This window comes from Vibrio lentus (assembly GCF_030409755.1).
GTDB classification, from domain to species: Bacteria; Pseudomonadota; Gammaproteobacteria; order Enterobacterales; family Vibrionaceae; genus Vibrio; species Vibrio lentus.
This window is the reverse complement of sequence record NZ_JAUFQE010000002.1, coordinates 2,894,463-2,910,918: the sequence shown is the minus strand read 5'-3', so window position 1 is coordinate 2,910,918 and position 16,456 is coordinate 2,894,463. Positions and strand designations below refer to the sequence as shown.

Here is a 16,456-nt window from a genome sequence, read left to right as displayed (position 1 = left end):
ATGATTGAATATTAATCAGGCATTTACATGAAGCAGCGAATTCTCTTTTTTGATTTAGCACGATGTGTCGCGGCCGTAGCGGTTATCGCGATTCATGTTTTGGCGCCTTATCGCAACGAACTAGGAACCATTCCTTTCGGCGAGTGGTTAACGGCAATCACTGTTAATGGCTTCAGTCGTTGGGCTGTGCCCGTGTTTATTTTGATTAGTGGTGCGTTGATGTTGAGCGATCAGCGCCCGTTTGACGCCAAGTATTATCTCAAGCGCCGTCTAGGTAAGGTATTGATACCTTTCATCGTCTGGTCGCTTTTCTATACCTACCTGTCAGGTTGGTCTGCGATGGGCTTTGATGCTGACGTGAGTTGGGAGGTGTTGCTCAATAGCTATCACCACTACACGTACTACCATCTTGGTTTCTTCTATTACTTTATCCCGCTCTACTTTGTGATTCCTTTCTTACAGATCATGGTCAGAAAGTATGGCGACAAAGCTGTCTATGGCTTCACGGCGGTGTGGTTGTTCACGACGTTACTGTTCTTACTAAGAATCGATGGCCCATGGAGTCATGAGTTATGGCTTTATACTGGCTACTTGCCTCTGGGGTACCTGTTATACAAGAAGGTACCGCTTAACAAATTAACCGTTGGTGTGAGTGTGGGGCTTGGTGGCCTTGCGTTGTTGACCACAGTCTACATGGTGGTTGATGCGAGTTTGGTCGCACAAGAGTACACGGTAGGGCGTTGGTTATCTTATAAAACGTTGAATACGGTGCTGGCGGCGAGCATGGTGTTTATGGTGTGTCGTTACTATGGTGAAGGGTTATCTGAGAAAAGTAATCAAGTGGTTGGCTTTATCAGTAAGCACAGCTTAGGTATTTATTTGTTGCACCCAATTTTCTTGTGGCCAATGAAAGAGTTCGGTTGGTACCAAGGAAATCCTGCTTGGGTGATTCCATTATGGATAGTGATCAGTGGTGCAGGGGCTTTATGGATGAGTTGGTTGGTCTCTAAGTCAGAGAAAACACGTTGGCTATTGCCTTAGCGGTGAGTGCTAAGGCTGTTGGCAGCTGATGATGGGTTGTTCTATGGTAGTGGTTGAAGCGGCTAGCATTTAGCGCTTCAAGGCAAAGTGTAAGAACTTATCGCCTTGGTAAGTTAAGGTTCCTTTGTCACCAGGGTTAAGAGCATGGAAGTAGTGGATACCGACTTGGAATTCTCGTTTCGGGCCCACGACACCACGTTGAACGTAAATCCAGTACTCTTGATCTTCTTGTCCCGGCTCTGCGTCAGGAAGGTCGATAGATTGTTTATCTAATACCGTGACGTTCACTTTCTTTTCTGGCGCGTTTTCACCTTGCGAGTGCTTTCGATAGAAACCAATAAATACCCAAGCCGCTAAACCGGCAAGTGCAAAGATGGCAAAAAAGAGTGAATTAGGCATATAACCTCCATGTAGTCGTGATGGTTATTCTAGTCTTTCGGGCAATAGGGATATGTGTTTAAAGCCGCTATTCGTGAACTGCTGTAAGCTAAGCTGATTATTTTTCGGCTGATATCACATTTAATGGCAATTTTGGGATAAAGCATTGTTATTTATTGTCTCTTTCTTATGTAAATAGCAATGATTTAGTATAAAAATAGGGAAATGCTCGACTAGAATTATAGTGTGGAGTGGGAGGGCCAAGATGACCGATATTGAAAAAGTGGTGACAAGAACTCGCAATATAGAGAAATTATTGAGGCTTCAATATCACGCTGAAGGCGAAGGATTGCATGAGCTTGTAACAAGCTGCGAAGAAAGGCTACCGCACGATATGGTAATCAAGCTGCGTTATATCGCAACGTGTCGTAATAAGGTAGTCAATGAACATGAGGCTAAGTTGGAAGATCAACATAAGTTCATCATGATGTGTAACGACTGTGAGAAGGAGCTGACTCCACGAAGCGGTCGTTTTATCTGGCGAGTTGCGATCTTACTGATGATGGCAATGACTTTAGCTGCCGCGGGTTTCTATTATGCGAACTGGGATGTGCTAACACTGCATCTGTTTTCGAAGTGAAAAAATTGAACAAAAAAAGGGACGCTCATGGCGTCCCTTTTTTTATCTGTAACTTGTTTAGTACATCATCGGTAGTGTCATTAGACCTACAACTACCGCGATCATTACAAGTCCTTGTCTTTGCGAAGATGAAATCATAACACTACTCCTAAATTTGGTTGTCTCTCGCTATGTTTTAAAGAATAGCCCACTTATAGGTTTAGATCAAGAATTACTTTCGAAAGCTCCAAAAGTAGTAGAAAACTATTAGTTTTTGGCTTGTTTGACTCTGTTTAACTGTGTTTTTTGGTGTGTTCTTATTTTGTTCGTTGTGATTCATGTTTGTTCTTATTTGATTTAAGTTGCTGTTTTATAATGGTTGTTATGTGTAATTTATATTGTTAAAGGTTGTTAAACTGTATTAATAGGGGTTGGTGGTGGCGAGGTTTGATTTGGTTTTGTTTCTGGGTTTTTGGCTTGGTTTTGGTGGTTGTTTTGACACGAGGTTTGGGAAACTCTGACAATTATAGGTATAAATAAAACAAGTTATTCACTTTATAAACCTAGGGTCGCTCGAGGTTTTTATTTGCTGGTTAACTCTGGATTGTTTAATTTAAGTGATTGTTTTTAGTGTTTTTTATTGGTTTGATTTTTAATTTTTAGTTGTGGTTTTTGACGGTATTTAACGGTTTATTAGGGTTTCAATGATATAGAAGTGTCTAAAATTGAAATCTGAGTCCTGTAACGTCGTTTTAAATGAGTTTTACGGTGAATCGCTCTAGTTTTAAACTAATAACCAATATCACGACGGTAATTGTTAGGACTTCAATCGAAAGAGGCTCTTTTTAGTGGAAGCGTAATCAAGATCCAATTTTGAGGGGCTGAGGCTTTACATCAACACTCGTGTGCCTAGACTGGCGACGTTTTAAAGCAATAGGGCAATTGGTATGTGGAGTTGGTTAGCGGTTTCTTTATCTGGTATCGGAGCGATAGCAGGGACGAAACATGGACATATCGGTCAGGCCTTAGTGTACAAGGTGTTTACCTTTGTTTTGTTGGCGGTATTGGCGGTCACTCAATCGATCGTTGCTGAATATACTTATTGGATTGTCGCTGGCTTAGCTATCTCGGCGGTGGCTGATGTTCTGCATACGGTGACTCAAAAACGACCGCTTCATTTTGTCTGTTTTTTATTGGCTCAACTCTGTTATAGCAAGGCATTTTGGCTACAACTCTCAGGAGAGATGGTTTGGTGGTTGTTTGCGTTATTGTTAGCGGCTTGTGTCGTTGCTTTCTTTTTACTTCTGCCTCGCTTAGATAAACTCGTCTTTCCTGTGGTTATCATGGGCATCGTGCTTATTCAGCTTGCATGGGCTTCTGGTGAGCTCTGGTTGCTTGAGCCTCAGCTATCACATGCGGTTGGTTTTGCTGGCTGTAGCGTGCTGCTGCTTTCTGCATTGGCGTATGCTCTAAATTGTTATCGTAGTCCAATCAAGGGTGCTTATCTTTGGGTAACGGGCAGTTACTTCTTCGCTCATGCTCTTATCGTGGCATCTCTAACCATTTAGGATAGAGCCCCCTCAACTCTGAGCTACATCAAGGCAGCGTCGCTGAAAATCGGTACTCTACATTTGATTCATTAAACATGAGATAGAGTTATGACGACTGAAATTCACGCACACAACGTTTTAAACCTGCTTAGTGAGAAGCCACTGACTCGCGAAGAGCTAACACAAGAACTCGCTCAAACGTATGGAACAGAAGCTCGTTTCCATACTTGTAAGCTAAGTGGTTTAGATTTGGATGGTCTACTTAAGTTTTTCCTGAAGATGGAAAAGGTTGTGGTTGTCGATGATAAGCTTTGCACCAATCGCGAACGTGTATGTAACCACTAATTACCAATGATTTGGTTTTTAGAGCCTTTTGGCTTTTATAGATAAGAAGAGTGGATGCTATCTTTTCGGTTCCACTCTTTAAATTACCTTTCTACCTTTCTATTTGCTCTCGTTAAATTCCCTTCTAAATAGCATAAGTTAACTCGTTTATTACTGCGTTCGAAAATCAATGTTGAGGCTGCTATACTCCGCGCACTTACGCTTTTCGAGACAAACTTATGGAAATTTTATCTGCAGCAACCATGCTGTTTCTTATTATGGACCCGCTTGGTAATCTGCCAATCGTGCTCTCAATCCTTAAGCATATCGATCCTAAGCGTCGTCGTATTGTTCTTGTTCGCGAACTGATGTTTGCACTGGTTATTCTGTTGTTGTTCTTGTTTGCTGGCCAAAGCATCATGAACTTCCTGCACGTTCAGCCTGAAACTCTGAGTATTTCTGGCGGAATCATTCTATTCATCATCGCGATTAAGATGATCTTCCCAAGTGCAGGTAGCATCACAGGCCTAGCCGCGGGTGAAGAGCCGTTTATCGTGCCTATGGCTATTCCAATGATTGCGGGCCCATCGGTTATCGCTGCGCTGATTCTTTTGGCAACTCAAAACCCAGACCAGATGTTTGAGTTGTCTCTGTCGGTTTTACTGGCATGGGGCGTAACCTTCTTCATTCTTATGTTTAATGGTTTCTTCCTGCGTATTCTTGGTGAGAGAGGCTTGAAGGCGATAGAGCGCTTAATGGGCTTACTGTTGGTTATGCTGTCGACTCAAATGTTCCTAGATGGTGTGAAAAGTTATATGTCTTAGTGTTTTCTTACCGTTCAATTTCTTCTCGAACAATAAAAAACGCCGCTCAAATGAGCGGCGTTTTTGTATTTATCTTTCTCGTCACTAGGTTTCTGTATCGAGAACTGTGTACTGGAGCTTGTATATCTAGCCTTTAGCTCGATTACATCATGTGTTTGCGTCGGATATCGAGTAGGGCAAAGACTCCGAAAATCAATATTGACCACTTCTCCCAACGTGACATTTCGATCTTATCGCCGAAAGCACCGATAAAGATTAGCATCTGCAGGCCGTGCATGAAGAACAAGAATGCTGTCATGATATAAAGCGCAATCGCAGCATTACCTGGGAATGGGTAGAAAATATTTGCGATTAAGATAAACCAAACAAAGGCGATGGCCGCTTTGGCTAATGGAAGCAAGAACTTCATTCAATAACTCCTATTCTTCAGTGGTTCGATTAAACAGACGGTAGCTCGACTGCCCAGTGGTCTTATCGCGATGCAATTCCCAGTTCTCTGGCATTGCTTCGAGTTGTAATTCTTTTTCTGTCTCAACGTAAATGATGGCATTGTCGGCAAGCCAGCCATTGCTCTCAAGAAGCTCCACAGTTTCAGCTAATAAGCCTTTACGAAATGGAGGATCAAGAAAGACCATATCGTAAGGAGTACCCGGCTTTTTGAGGAAAGAGATCGCATCGGTGTTTACCACGTTGATGTTGTCTGCTTTGAGCTCTTTTGCATTATCAGAAAGCTGCTTAGCGGCCTTCTGATTCATTTCTAGTAGCGTCACTAATTTTGCTTGGCGAGAAGCCGCTTCAAAACCTAGACCACCAGAACCGGCAAATACATCCAAGCAGGTCGAGTGTGGGATATCTTGTGCTACCCAGTTAAAGAGAGTCTCTTTTACTCGATCAATGGTCGGGCGTAAGCCTTCTAAGTCATGTACGGGCAGTTTTCTACCTCTCCATGAGCCACTAATAATTCGAACAAAGCCTCCGGATGGCTTTTTTTGTGATGTGTTTTGCTGGCGACGTCTTACCATAGATTTTTTGACCGCTAATAAAGTGATACTATACCGAGCCCAATTTAGTTGGGTTCGGGTATTAAATAAATTTGCAATGACAAAGTGTATCAAGCTAAAAGCAAACTTATCACTGCTTTGTCATTTTTCTTTACTATTCGTTTGTACAAGCTTGTATTGTATAACAATAGCAAAGAGTCGACGTGCATTAAGTCAATGCAGTTAATTAGTAGATCTAGGAAACTCCTCTGATGACGGAAAAAAAGAAGCGCGGATTATTATCGTGGCTTGGTTTTGGTGAAGAAGAACAAAGCCCAAAAACTCAGAATGAAGCGAACGTAGAAAACGTTGAAGAGCAAACTGAAGTTGAATCACAAGTCGAGACTGAAGCTGAAGTAGCTAAGCCAACTGAAACTCAGTCAGTTGAATCTGAGCTTGCTGAATCAGATCAAGCACTTGAAGAAACTCAAGAAGAGCAACAACCTGTCCTAGCAGAAGCAGAAGCAGAAGCAGAAGCAGAAGCAGAAGCAGAAGCAGAAGCAGAAGCAGAAGCAGAAGCAGAAGCAGAAGCAGAACAGGAAGACGTTGTTGTTCCTCAAACTAAGATTGAAGAAGTTCAAGAAAAGCCAACAGAAAGCTTTTTTGCGCGTCTTAAGCGCAGCCTAAGCCGCACAAAAGCGAATATCGGTGCTGGCTTCTTTGGCTTGTTCAAAGGCAAACAAATCGATGAAGATCTGTTTGAAGAACTAGAAGAGCAACTTCTGATCGCTGACGTGGGTATGAATACTACCGTTAAGATCATTGAAAACCTGACAGAAAAAGCATCTCGTAATGACCTAAAAGATGGTGAAGCTCTATATGGTCTGCTCAAAGAAGAGATGGCAGAAATCCTAAGCCAAGTTGAACAGCCTCTTGTGGTTGATACAACGAAAACGCCTTACGTTATTTTAATGGTGGGTGTGAACGGTGTGGGTAAGACGACCACTATCGGTAAGCTGGCGAAACAATTCCAAGGCGAAGGCAAAAAAGTGATGCTGGCGGCAGGTGATACCTTCCGTGCAGCAGCTGTAGAGCAACTTCAAGTTTGGGGACAACGTAATGACGTTCCTGTGATTGCTCAACATACTGGCGCAGATAGTGCTTCTGTTATCTACGATGCTATCGAAGCCGCTAAAGCGCGTGGTGTTGATGTCGTGATTGCTGATACTGCGGGCCGTTTGCAGAACAAGAGCAACTTGATGGAAGAGCTCCGCAAGATTGTTCGTGTAATGAAGAAAATTGATGACTCAGCACCGCACGAAATCATGCTTACGCTAGATGCTGGCACTGGTCAGAATGCGATCAGCCAAGCGAAACTATTCAGTGAAGTAGCGCCGGTAACGGGTATTACGCTAACTAAACTAGATGGTACGGCGAAAGGTGGTGTGATTTTCTCAATTGCTGATCAGTTCCAGATTCCAATTCGTTACATTGGTGTGGGCGAAGGCATTGATGACTTACGTCCATTTGAGTCGAAAGACTTTATTGAAGCACTATTTAGTCGTGAAGAGTAACTCGTGTAGCAAAGTGGTTTATTCTTAACCTGCTACCGTTTTAAGTTTGATATGAGTGATCGTAAGAGGAATTTTCGGTGATCAAATTTCAGCAAGTGAGTAAAGCCTACCGAGGCGGACGCCAGGCACTCCAAAAAGTGGACTTTCACCTCAAACGTGGAGAGATGGCATTTTTAGGCGGGCATTCCGGTGCTGGTAAAAGTACCTTGCTGAAGTTGATTTGCGCCATTGAGCGCCCAACGGATGGCCGTGTTTGGTTTAACGATCACGATATCACTCGTATACCAGCCAAAGACATTCCCTTTTTACGCCGTAATATTGGGATTGTCTTTCAAGACCATCGCCTGCTGATGGATCGTTCTATCTTTGATAACGTTGCACTGCCTATGCGTATTGAATCTATTTCTGAAAATGAAATAAAGCGCCGAGTCAGTGCTGCGTTGGATAAAACCGGCTTACTAGACAAAGCTCGTTGTTTGCCAAGCCAGCTTTCTGGTGGTGAGCAGCAAAGAGTCGGTATTGCTCGCGCTGTGGTTAATCGTCCAACTCTGCTTTTAGCGGATGAGCCCACCGGTAACCTAGACCCTGAATTGTCGAACCGTGTCCTTCGTTTATTTGAAGAGTTCAATCGCGCGGGTGTCACGATCATCCTAGCGACGCATGATATAGGGTTAGTGAACACTCGCCCTCAATACCGTCATCTTGAATTAAACCAAGGCTTTTTGAGTGAGGTTGAAGACTATGGCCGCGAATAAGCGCATTAAAAAACCTCAATCTAATCGAGCCACTAGCCGTGCTGCTAGTGACGGCTTTTTTGTTGTTCATTGGAAACAAGCCAAATCATCTTTTTCGCAAATGTGGCAACGCCCAATCGGCAACCTGTTGACGCTGGCTGTTATTTCTATGGCCTTGGCTATGCCTGCCTGCTTATATTTATTAGGTAAAAACGTTGGAGAAGTGGCTAAAGACGTCACTAGTCCGTCACAAATCAGTGCTTACGTTGAGGATGGAATTCCTGAGCCTAGAGTGATAGTGCTTAAAGATGAGATAGAAGGTTGGGATCAAGTTGAGTTGGTTGAATACATTTCACCACAACAAGGCCTTGCTGATCTGAGCAAGTATTCTGGCTTTGATGACGCACTGACGATTTTAGATGATTACTCGTTGCCTGGTGTGTTGGTGATTACGCCAAGTGTACACAACGACACGCAAATCAAAGAATTGGCGAGCAAGGTTAAGAAGCAAGAGCTTGTGACCGATGTTCGTTTAGATGAAGATTGGCTTGCAAGGCTGGATGCGATTAAAGCACTGGCGGCCGTCATCGTGATTACATTAACCGTGCTTATGCTGGGCGCGGTGTTTTTGATTATTGGCAATACATTACGATTTAATGTGTTGGCGCATAAAGAAGAGATTCAAACCATGAAGCTGATTGGTGCTACCGATAGCTTCATTTTACGCCCATACCTTTATTCTGGAATGTGGTTTGGTGTGTTAGGTGCGATCTGTGCTTGGGTAATGACGGCGCTGATAACTGTTTTACTGAATAGCGCGGTTGATGATTTAGCTCAGCTTTACGATAGTCACTTCAGACTGATTGGCTTAAGTTGGGACGAATCGTTACTACTTTTGATCGTTGGAACCCTATTAGGTAGCGTGGCTGCGAAGCTTTCCGCACAGCGCCACCTAAAAGAAATTGAACCTGTTTAGTTGAATAGAGTCATATTTAGACGATAAATAGGCACTTTTTAATCAGTTTTTACCTTGTATAGACGAATTGATTATGCATAATTACTTCCCCCTTCTTGAATCCTGTTCATTTTAGGTTCAAGATTGTCGGGTTTTAATAGATATATTACTCCAGATCAGAGATTGATGAGGAACCGAATGGCAAACCAATCGTATCAAATGGCTTTAGTCACACAAGATAGCTTAGATAGCTATATCCGTTCAGCGAACAGCTACCCAATGCTGACGCCTGAAGAGGAACGTGGACTTGCAGAGCGATTACATTACAAAGGTGAGATCGATGCTGCGAAAGGTTTGATCCTTTCACACCTAAGATTCGTGGTGCACGTTGCAAGAGGCTACTCTGGCTACGGGCTGCCAATGGCTGATCTCGTCCAAGAAGGTAACATCGGCCTAATGAAGGCGGTGAAGCGCTTCAACCCTGAGGTGGGTGTTCGACTGGTTTCTTTTGCTGTTCACTGGATCAAAGCTGAGATTCACGAATATGTACTGCGTAACTGGCGTATCGTTAAGATTGCGACAACCAAAGCGCAGCGCAAACTGTTCTTTAACCTGCGTAAATCTAAGAAGCGTTTAGGCTGGTTCAATAACGGTGAAGTTGAGACTGTTGCGCGTGAACTGGGCGTTGAGCCTTCAGAAGTTCGTGAAATGGAATCTCGCTTAGCGGCACAAGATGCAACCTTTGAAGCTCCGATGGATGACGACGAAGGCGGTTCTGCTTACACGGCTCCGGTTTATTACCTAGAAGATAAAGCGTCAGACGTTGCAGAAACGGTTGAAGCGGCTAACTGGGAATCTCATACCAATAATCGTTTAGGGCTCGCCTTGAAGAGCTTAGACGAACGTAGCCAGCACATTGTGCGCTCACGTTGGTTGGATGATAACAAGTCGACCCTGCAAGACTTAGCGGATACCTACAGCATCTCTGCTGAGCGTGTACGTCAGTTAGAGAAGAATGCCATGAAGAAGTTGAAACAAGCCGTTGGCGACTTCTAAGCACTAAACTAACAGCAGCATAAAAAGTTAGAATTTGAAAAGGCCGAGATCGAGAGATCTCGGCCTTTTTGTTTTGGATCGAATTCTCAACTTTTGCGATCGATATTTGCATTGTGATTTTGTGGATAACTCTGTGAGAAGTTTATTCGTCAGCTGTCTAAAAGCAGGGTGTAGTAAGGCTTTGGAAGGGTTTTTGGTGTGGGGATATGTTTTAAGTAACCCACAGCTAGATCAGGATCATTACTATATGTTGTGGATCCATTTTTCAAAAACCACTTTATTCACGCAATTCACAGGTTTATCCACAATCGGTGTAAAAGTGATCGCTGGTGGATAACCTTATTAAGTGGATGTGATTGTTAGCCTTGGGATAGGTTACAATGGCAGCAAAGTAAATCAGCATAAAAGAGAAAGTTATGGACCAGTTTAAACATATCGATGTTAAAGGTGCTCAAGCCCTTATAGAGCAAGGTGAAGCTCGACTTGTCGATATCCGCGATCCGCAGTCTTTTGCGGTCGCTCACTCTAAAACCGCTTATCACCTAACGAACGATACGATGGTGTCGTTCATGGATGAAGTTGAGTTTGAACAGCCTATTTTGGTGATGTGCTATCACGGCATCAGTAGCCAAGGCGCTGCACAATATTTAGTGAACCAAGGCTTCGAAGAGGTATATAGTGTTGATGGTGGGTTTGAAGCCTGGCATCGCGCAGAACTTCCAGTGAACGCTGGTTAGTTGCGTTAAACGTTTCTCAGTAGAATGAATAGGAAGTGATAATGATTAGACTGATGGTGTTAGACAACCCGCGTCTTGCTCAAGCATTTATTGATTACATGGCTTCTCGCCAGATCCCTATTCAAATGTCTCCTGAAGGTGAGGGGCGTTTTGCTCTTTGGTTGACGGATGGTCAGTATCAGGTCGAGACGGAATCAGAGCTCAATCGTTTCTTGTCTGAGCCAAACCATAAACGCTACCAAGCCGCGTCTTGGGATATGGCAGAAACCAGAAAGAGCAATTTTCATTATCACACCCCGAGCTTCATGGGCATGATAAAAGCAAAAGCAGGCCCAGTAACACTCAGCATCATGCTGGTATGTGTCGTTATTTTTGCTCTGCAGCAGATAGGTTTTGGTCAGGCAATCTTTAACGCCTTACATTTTCCTGCGGTTGATGGACAACAATGGCAGCTTTGGCGCTGGTTAAGTCACGCTGTTTTACATTTCTCTGTTATGCACATCGCATTCAATATCTTGTGGTGGTGGCAACTGGGCGGAGATATAGAGAAAAAGTTAGGCGGTCTCAAACTGCTTCAGATCTTTGCTGTGTCTTCTGCACTTTCAGGAGCTGGACAATACTGGGTTGAGGGAGCTAACTTTGGTGGTCTTTCTGGCGTGGTGTATGCGTTGGTCGGTTATTTGTGGGTAGTGGGTGCAAAAGCACCTCAGCTTGGCCTCGGTATCCCAAGACAAATCGTCGGCTTTATGTTGGTCTGGTTAGTCTTAGGTTATATGCAGCCGTTCATGGCCATCGCCAATACTGCGCATCTAGCTGGTTTAGCGGCTGGTGTGATCATTGGTTTTATTGATGCAATGAAAGCGCCGAACTCAGCAATAAGTTAAATGATGATCTCTCATTGATAGAGAAACGATAAAAACAAAAAAGCGGCCACTGGCCGCTTTTTTATTGGGAATCTAGTAGTAATGACTGTTACTGGTAGAGGTATTTAGTAAACAGTAAGTCAGCAATGATCGTTTTGCCTGTTTCCGGAAGCAGAATCTTGTTGAGGTGCTCAACTAGGCTTTTTCTTAAATCTTCACGACCAGACAAAGATTTAATGGTTTCTTCGTTTTGTTTGCCAAGTAATTCAATCACCGCATCACGAATCAAAGGTTGGTGATGTTCAATGGCCGCTAGGTCGTCACTATTTGCTACCATGATGTCGAGGCGTACCTGAATGTAGCCGAGATTTTTACCTTTAGTGTAAAAATTGGTAGTGAGGTCTGGCTCTAGTGTGAAGTAGGCGAGTTTAGGCCCAGACTCTTCCTCTGCAAAACTTGATGCTGAAAAAAGAAGGCTAATCGCAAGAAATATTTGGGCTACATAACGTTTGTGCATATTTGTGACTTTTCTTTAGTTTATTCGCGATATTCGAAACGCATTAGTCTTGTTACAATGAGCGGTCTAAATCTAAATACGTTTACAATTCGAAGAACGCTTTAATTTTGTTCGAAAGTTGAAGCTTTATTGTACGTGTAAAGTCACCTATTGAATACTAGTATGAATCAGCCAATATCGCTGTATCTTAATTCGTTAATGAATGTAGATTGGCAAAGTACAGAAACATTTGATTTTCCTAATGAAACCACCAAAGAGTGGCTGATGGAGCAAGGTTCTCTTTCCCGTAAGTTGGGCAAGAGCTGTCAGCACCTGTCTGTTGAGTTGCTTCATAACCAAGTTGTAGAACGCTCAAGGCTACAACAAGACGAGGAACATCTTTTATCATCGTTTGATTGCTTATTGCGTAAAGTGATTTTAAAAGGTGATGATACCCCGTGGGTGTTAGGTCGTACCTTAATTCCCAGAGTCACGCTAGACGATCAGCATTCTGACCTTTCTCAACAAGGTAATGTCCCGCTTGGTTTGACGGTTTTCAGCGCGGAGAACGTGAAGCGAGATGCGCTGCAAGTCGGATGGGTTATTGCAGGTGATGAGCGATTGCTCGCTCGCCGCTCTCGATTATGGATGAACCACAAGCCAATGCTTGTGGCAGAGCTGTTTTTACCCACAGCCCCAATTTACTCTAAGGAGAATGTGTAAATGCTGGCCACCAAAGCGAAAGCGTATTGGCAGTTAACGCGAATGAATCGCCCAATTGGTACCTTATTACTCCTTTGGCCGACCTTATGGTCTCTGATTATTGCCGCACAAGGCATGCCAGATTTTGATGTCTTGGTTGTTTTCGTACTTGGCGTTGTGTTGATGCGTTCGGCGGGCTGTGTGATCAATGACTTTGCCGATCGCAAGGTCGATGGTCATGTAAAACGTACCAAGCAGCGCCCATTACCTTCAGGTTTAGTTTCCAGTAAAGAAGCGATATTACTCTTCTTAGTATTGGCGGTGGTTTCATTCTTGTTGGTGTTAACCATGAATCCGCTGACGATTAAGCTTTCTGTTATCGGTGTTGGCTTAGCCTTTATCTATCCTTTCATGAAGCGTTTTACACATCTTCCACAACTGTTTCTTGGATTAGCTTTTAGTTGGGCGATTCCAATGGCGTGGGCTGCTCAAACCAATGAACTGCCAAATGTAGTGTGGTTTATTTTCGTGATTAATGCGCTTTGGACGATAGCCTACGACACGCAATATGCGATGGTGGATCGAGATGACGACCTTAAAATTGGTATCAAATCGACCGCTATTTTATTTGGCCGCTTCGATAAGCTTATCGTTGGCTTCTTACAATTAGTGACACTGGCGATGTTGATTGCTTTAGGTATGCATTACCAGTTGGGTGATACCTTCTATTGGGCATTGTTGGTGGCAGGTAGCTTGTTTGTGTATCAACAACATTTGATGCGTCATCGTGACCGAGACCTATGTTTCCAAGCTTTCCTAAACAACAACTATGTTGGAATGGCAGTGACAGCAGGCTTATTCATTACTTTCTGGTAAGTTTTGGTTATTGAATCCGTTCCAAATAAAAAGGCACCCATTGGGTGCCTTTTTCGATCGTGGTCAATCAAACCTTGAACAGAGATTCACGGTATATCAAGAGATTACTCTGCTTGGTGAATACTCTCTTGAATAGTCAGACGCACTTCTGGGTAAAGCATCGAGTAAAGAAGCTTAGCGAATTGCTGAGTCTTTTCTAAATCACAGTTACCATCGTTATCAAGGTATTGCTGCTGTTTCAGTGTCGCAAACATCGATGCGAATACACCTTTGTCGAAGAACTCTGGTGCATTGATACCATGCAAGCGGCCCAGTCGTTGCGCGATGTCTTGGCTCTTCTGCTCAAGATCAGATTTATCAAGATCAGGGTTCTCTGCCAATAGATTCAGCGCAATTGAGTAACGCTGTAAAGTCTCTGAAATCGTACGACCTAACAACATCAGTGCTTGGCTGTTTGATTGGTTGATCGTTACTTCACCATCAGAAACGACAATCATACCTTGGCTGACTAGCTCATTGATGATGTTCGCAACCACGTCTTCAAGCTGATCTTCGTCATAGCTTAAGAACAGCTCTTTCTTCAAGAACGGGTAGATCGCAGCAACATTCTTCTGAATGGTCGCAATTGAGATACCACGTTGGCGAATTGTCATCTGAGCAATCAGTGATGGCAGTGCAAACAAGTGGATGATGTTATTACGATAATAAGTCATCAGAATGGATTGGTGACGATCAAGTGAAATGATGTCGCCCATCGTGTCTGATTCAATCAAGAACTTGTTCAATGACTCTGCGTGTTTTACTAAGTCTTCTGCGCTGTCTTTTGGAACCGTGAACGTATCCGAGTAAGGAACATTCTTAAGCAGAGACAGGTAGCAGTTGATTTGAGAAACCAAAGAATCACGAGACAATGCACGCTGTCGAGAAGCGAGTAGCGCGGTCGCACAGAGTGTCAGGGCATTAGTCGCTGCTGCATCGTTAATGTGCGTCATCATCTTAGTCGCCAGATCGTTAACCACAGGGTTCATCCATTGTGGTTTGCTGGTGCCCATTGGATCGATGTCTTTAGTCCACTCCGGTGCGTGCTCGTTCAGGTATTGGTTAAGTTGGATCGGCTCACCGAAGTTCACATAACCTTTACCAAAGTTGCGCAGCTTACGCAGAGTACGAATCACAAGGCTCGCATTCTCTTTCTCTTTGCGTTTACCACGAAGTTCCTTGGCGTAAGTAGCCACTTCCATTACGTGTTCATAACCGATGTACACAGGAACCAAAGTAACAGGACGGTTCATACCGCGTAGCATGGCTTGAATGGTCATCGCTAGCATGCCCGTTTTCGCTTGCAGTAGACGACCCGTACGAGAACGACCACCTTCACTGAAGTACTCTACCGAGTAACCTTTAGCGAACAGTTCGGCTAGGTATTCACGGAAAATCGTTGAGTAAAGCTTGTTGCCTTTGAAGCTACGACGAATAAAGAACGCACCGCCGTGACGGAAAATAGGACCGGCAGGGAAGAAGTTGAGGTTAATACCCGCCGCGATGTGCGGAGGCACCATGCCTTCATGATAAAGCACATAAGAAAGCAGTAAGTAATCCATGTGGCTGCGGTGACAAGGCACGTAAACAATTTCGTGGCCGTCTTGAGCTAGCTTACGAACCGTTGAAGCGTTGCTAATATGCAGGCCTTGGTACAACTTATTCCATAACCAACCAAGAATCTTCTCACCGCGTTTAATCAGCGAGTAAGAGAAGTTAGCTGCGATCTCATCCATGATGTCTTGAGCTTCTTTGCTCGCTTTCTCTATGGAAATATTTTTTGCTTCAGCTTCGTCTTCGATCGCCTTTTTGATAGCTTCTGATTTTAGCAGGCGGTCGAACAGAGCTTGGCGGCTTGGTAGGTTAGGACCTGATGCTGCAAGCTTTTGACGAGAGAAGTGAATGCGTGCCACGCGAGCAAGCTTATGCGCGATGGTGCTATCGGTACCGTGTGAGTTAGCCATGTAGCGTAGAGAGACAACCGGGCTAAAGCGAACCAGACAGTCACGACCAGCCAGCAATACAGCTTTTGATTTTTCTAAGCCGTTCATTGCTTGTAGGTAAGGTTTCTGGTTATTCTCTTTACCTGGTTTACGTCCCCACAATACGGTTGCTGGGATAACTTGAACATCAAGCTCTGAGTCTTCAGCATGCAGTGAAAGCAGCTCAGAGAAAACTTCAATTGAAGAGCTTGGAACATAGTCATCATCTTGCAGCAATGTTTTGCGTGAAGAGATGAACACGAAGCGTTGCAGTGATTTGCCGTTTATTTCAAGCTTGCTAAAAGGATCGGGTAAGCCCAATTCAAGCGCATGCTTTTGCAGCGTAAGTAGGTCGACACTTGAACGAAATGGTAAGGCGTATACAATCGGTTTGCCTAAATCAATGTTCAAATCCTCAACCGGATTCGAAGGTATTGATGTGCCCTTTACCAAAACGGATAAAGGTAGCTTCATTAATGAACGTGAAAAAGATTGTCCAGAAGACATATAGGTTCACTGCCTCAATAGTTATTTCAATGTGCTTAAGCGTATCTCTATTTCTATGATGAAAGGATAAATCCTGTGAGTGAAATAGGGATAAGCCTAGGCGTAAATTTAATCGATGCAAGAATACCAGAAACTGGTCTAACCTTTTAATGGAAATAGTCATATTGCCGTTAAGTTTGTTTAAAATCATTCATCGACTGATTGAGTATAGGGTTAAAA

The 16,456-nt window shown here is 43.6% G+C and carries 18 protein-coding genes; 13 read left to right on the top strand and 5 right to left on the bottom strand.

From position 1 onward, the window contains the following. Positions 1-27 precede the first annotated feature (27 nt). Complete coding sequence (locus QWZ07_RS21610; RefSeq protein ID WP_102353449.1) at positions 28-1,041, top strand: acyltransferase; 1,014 nt, start codon at positions 28-30, stop codon at positions 1,039-1,041. A gap of 69 nt (positions 1,042-1,110) precedes the next feature. On the opposite strand, the gene QWZ07_RS21605 is transcribed toward QWZ07_RS21610, so the two are convergent. Continuing rightward, positions 1,111-1,440, bottom strand: a complete 330-nt coding sequence (locus QWZ07_RS21605) for a DUF2500 domain-containing protein (protein WP_004736596.1) — start codon at positions 1,438-1,440, stop codon at positions 1,111-1,113. 244 nt (positions 1,441-1,684) lie between these two features. On the opposite strand from QWZ07_RS21605, the gene QWZ07_RS21600 reads away from it, so the two are divergent. The 4 genes from QWZ07_RS21600 to QWZ07_RS21585 all read left to right on the top strand — a co-directional run bounded on the left by QWZ07_RS21600 (position 1,685) and on the right by QWZ07_RS21585 (position 4,736). Then, the gene (locus QWZ07_RS21600; protein ID WP_029223647.1) at positions 1,685-2,059 is read left to right on the top strand and encodes a hypothetical protein; all 375 of its coding nucleotides are present in this window, start codon (positions 1,685-1,687) and stop codon (positions 2,057-2,059) included. 926 nt (positions 2,060-2,985) lie between these two features. Next, positions 2,986-3,606: a lysoplasmalogenase gene (locus tag QWZ07_RS21595; RefSeq protein WP_029223648.1), complete on the top strand. Its 621-nt coding sequence runs from the start codon at positions 2,986-2,988 to the stop codon at positions 3,604-3,606. Between the two features lie 90 nt (positions 3,607-3,696). Beyond that, the gene (locus QWZ07_RS21590; RefSeq protein ID WP_017111725.1) at positions 3,697-3,933 is read left to right on the top strand and encodes a YecH family metal-binding protein; all 237 of its coding nucleotides are present in this window, start codon (positions 3,697-3,699) and stop codon (positions 3,931-3,933) included. A gap of 218 nt (positions 3,934-4,151) precedes the next feature. Next, the gene (locus tag QWZ07_RS21585) at positions 4,152-4,736 is read left to right on the top strand and encodes a YhgN family NAAT transporter (protein WP_029223649.1); all 585 of its coding nucleotides are present in this window, start codon (positions 4,152-4,154) and stop codon (positions 4,734-4,736) included. A gap of 142 nt (positions 4,737-4,878) precedes the next feature. Here the strand turns inward: QWZ07_RS21585 and QWZ07_RS21580 are convergent, their stop codons facing one another. Together QWZ07_RS21580 and rsmD are read right to left on the bottom strand one after the other, a co-directional pair. Further along, positions 4,879-5,145 (bottom strand): DUF1145 domain-containing protein, encoded by a 267-nt coding sequence (locus QWZ07_RS21580; protein ID WP_009848233.1) that lies wholly within the window; start codon positions 5,143-5,145, stop codon positions 4,879-4,881. A gap of 10 nt (positions 5,146-5,155) precedes the next feature. Then, positions 5,156-5,758, bottom strand: coding sequence for a 16S rRNA (guanine(966)-N(2))-methyltransferase RsmD (gene rsmD / locus QWZ07_RS21575; protein ID WP_192853972.1), 603 nt, complete (start codon positions 5,756-5,758; stop codon positions 5,156-5,158). Between the two features lie 230 nt (positions 5,759-5,988). Between rsmD and ftsY the strand changes: the two genes are divergently transcribed. The 6 genes from ftsY to glpG all read left to right on the top strand — a co-directional run bounded on the left by ftsY (position 5,989) and on the right by glpG (position 11,656). Further along, complete coding sequence (gene ftsY / locus QWZ07_RS21570) at positions 5,989-7,290, top strand: signal recognition particle-docking protein FtsY (RefSeq protein WP_192853971.1); 1,302 nt, start codon at positions 5,989-5,991, stop codon at positions 7,288-7,290. Between the two features lie 77 nt (positions 7,291-7,367). Further along, a complete protein-coding gene (gene ftsE, locus QWZ07_RS21565; RefSeq protein ID WP_004736585.1) occupies positions 7,368-8,045 on the top strand; it encodes a cell division ATP-binding protein FtsE in 678 nt (225 codons plus the stop codon). Continuing rightward, positions 8,032-9,000, top strand: a complete 969-nt coding sequence (gene ftsX / locus QWZ07_RS21560) for a permease-like cell division protein FtsX (protein ID WP_029223650.1) — start codon at positions 8,032-8,034, stop codon at positions 8,998-9,000. Before ftsE ends, ftsX begins: the two co-directional genes overlap by 14 nt. Before the next feature lie 177 nt (positions 9,001-9,177). After that, on the top strand, positions 9,178-10,035 hold the full coding sequence (rpoH, locus tag QWZ07_RS21555) for an RNA polymerase sigma factor RpoH (protein WP_029223651.1): 858 nt from the start codon (positions 9,178-9,180) through the stop codon (positions 10,033-10,035). A 416-nt stretch (positions 10,036-10,451) separates the two neighbouring features. After that, complete coding sequence (gene glpE, locus QWZ07_RS21550) at positions 10,452-10,772, top strand: thiosulfate sulfurtransferase GlpE (protein ID WP_017104726.1); 321 nt, start codon at positions 10,452-10,454, stop codon at positions 10,770-10,772. A gap of 41 nt (positions 10,773-10,813) precedes the next feature. Further along, a complete protein-coding gene (glpG, locus tag QWZ07_RS21545) occupies positions 10,814-11,656 on the top strand; it encodes a rhomboid family intramembrane serine protease GlpG (protein ID WP_192853970.1) in 843 nt (280 codons plus the stop codon). 88 nt (positions 11,657-11,744) lie between these two features. Here the strand turns inward: glpG and QWZ07_RS21540 are convergent, their stop codons facing one another. Then, positions 11,745-12,152, bottom strand: a complete 408-nt coding sequence (locus tag QWZ07_RS21540) for a flagellar basal body-associated protein FliL (protein ID WP_017111730.1) — start codon at positions 12,150-12,152, stop codon at positions 11,745-11,747. A 162-nt stretch (positions 12,153-12,314) separates the two neighbouring features. Between QWZ07_RS21540 and QWZ07_RS21535 the strand changes: the two genes are divergently transcribed. Together QWZ07_RS21535 and ubiA are read left to right on the top strand one after the other, a co-directional pair. Next, positions 12,315-12,854, top strand: coding sequence for a chorismate lyase (locus QWZ07_RS21535; protein ID WP_165689586.1), 540 nt, complete (start codon positions 12,315-12,317; stop codon positions 12,852-12,854). Next, a complete protein-coding gene (gene ubiA, locus QWZ07_RS21530) occupies positions 12,855-13,709 on the top strand; it encodes a 4-hydroxybenzoate octaprenyltransferase (RefSeq protein ID WP_017111731.1) in 855 nt (284 codons plus the stop codon). A gap of 104 nt (positions 13,710-13,813) precedes the next feature. Here ubiA and plsB read toward each other — a convergent pair whose 3' ends face one another. Further along, positions 13,814-16,237 carry a glycerol-3-phosphate 1-O-acyltransferase PlsB gene (gene plsB, locus QWZ07_RS21525; protein ID WP_065104273.1) on the bottom strand — a complete coding sequence of 808 codons (2,424 nt, stop codon included), beginning with the start codon at positions 16,235-16,237 and terminating at the stop codon, positions 13,814-13,816. Between the last annotated feature and the right edge of the window lie 219 nt (positions 16,238-16,456).

Coding starts and splice junctions, on each gene's coding strand:
- ftsY (WP_192853971.1), top strand. CDS start 5,989: ATGACGGAAAAAAAGAAGCGCGGATTATTATCGTGGCTTGGTTTTGGT.
- QWZ07_RS21600 (WP_029223647.1), top strand. CDS start 1,685: ATGACCGATATTGAAAAAGTGGTGACAAGAACTCGCAATATAGAGAAA.
- QWZ07_RS21595 (WP_029223648.1), top strand. CDS start 2,986: ATGTGGAGTTGGTTAGCGGTTTCTTTATCTGGTATCGGAGCGATAGCA.
- QWZ07_RS21610 (WP_102353449.1), top strand. CDS start 28: ATGAAGCAGCGAATTCTCTTTTTTGATTTAGCACGATGTGTCGCGGCC.
- ftsX (WP_029223650.1), top strand. CDS start 8,032: ATGGCCGCGAATAAGCGCATTAAAAAACCTCAATCTAATCGAGCCACT.
- glpE (WP_017104726.1), top strand. CDS start 10,452: ATGGACCAGTTTAAACATATCGATGTTAAAGGTGCTCAAGCCCTTATA.
- QWZ07_RS21540 (WP_017111730.1), bottom strand. CDS start 12,152: ATGCACAAACGTTATGTAGCCCAAATATTTCTTGCGATTAGCCTTCTT.
- plsB (WP_065104273.1), bottom strand. CDS start 16,237: ATGTCTTCTGGACAATCTTTTTCACGTTCATTAATGAAGCTACCTTTA.
- QWZ07_RS21590 (WP_017111725.1), top strand. CDS start 3,697: ATGACGACTGAAATTCACGCACACAACGTTTTAAACCTGCTTAGTGAG.
- glpG (WP_192853970.1), top strand. CDS start 10,814: ATGATTAGACTGATGGTGTTAGACAACCCGCGTCTTGCTCAAGCATTT.
- QWZ07_RS21605 (WP_004736596.1), bottom strand. CDS start 1,440: ATGCCTAATTCACTCTTTTTTGCCATCTTTGCACTTGCCGGTTTAGCG.
- rpoH (WP_029223651.1), top strand. CDS start 9,178: ATGGCAAACCAATCGTATCAAATGGCTTTAGTCACACAAGATAGCTTA.
- QWZ07_RS21535 (WP_165689586.1), top strand. CDS start 12,315: ATGAATCAGCCAATATCGCTGTATCTTAATTCGTTAATGAATGTAGAT.
- QWZ07_RS21580 (WP_009848233.1), bottom strand. CDS start 5,145: ATGAAGTTCTTGCTTCCATTAGCCAAAGCGGCCATCGCCTTTGTTTGG.
- QWZ07_RS21585 (WP_029223649.1), top strand. CDS start 4,152: ATGGAAATTTTATCTGCAGCAACCATGCTGTTTCTTATTATGGACCCG.
- ubiA (WP_017111731.1), top strand. CDS start 12,855: ATGCTGGCCACCAAAGCGAAAGCGTATTGGCAGTTAACGCGAATGAAT.
- rsmD (WP_192853972.1), bottom strand. CDS start 5,758: ATGGTAAGACGTCGCCAGCAAAACACATCACAAAAAAAGCCATCCGGA.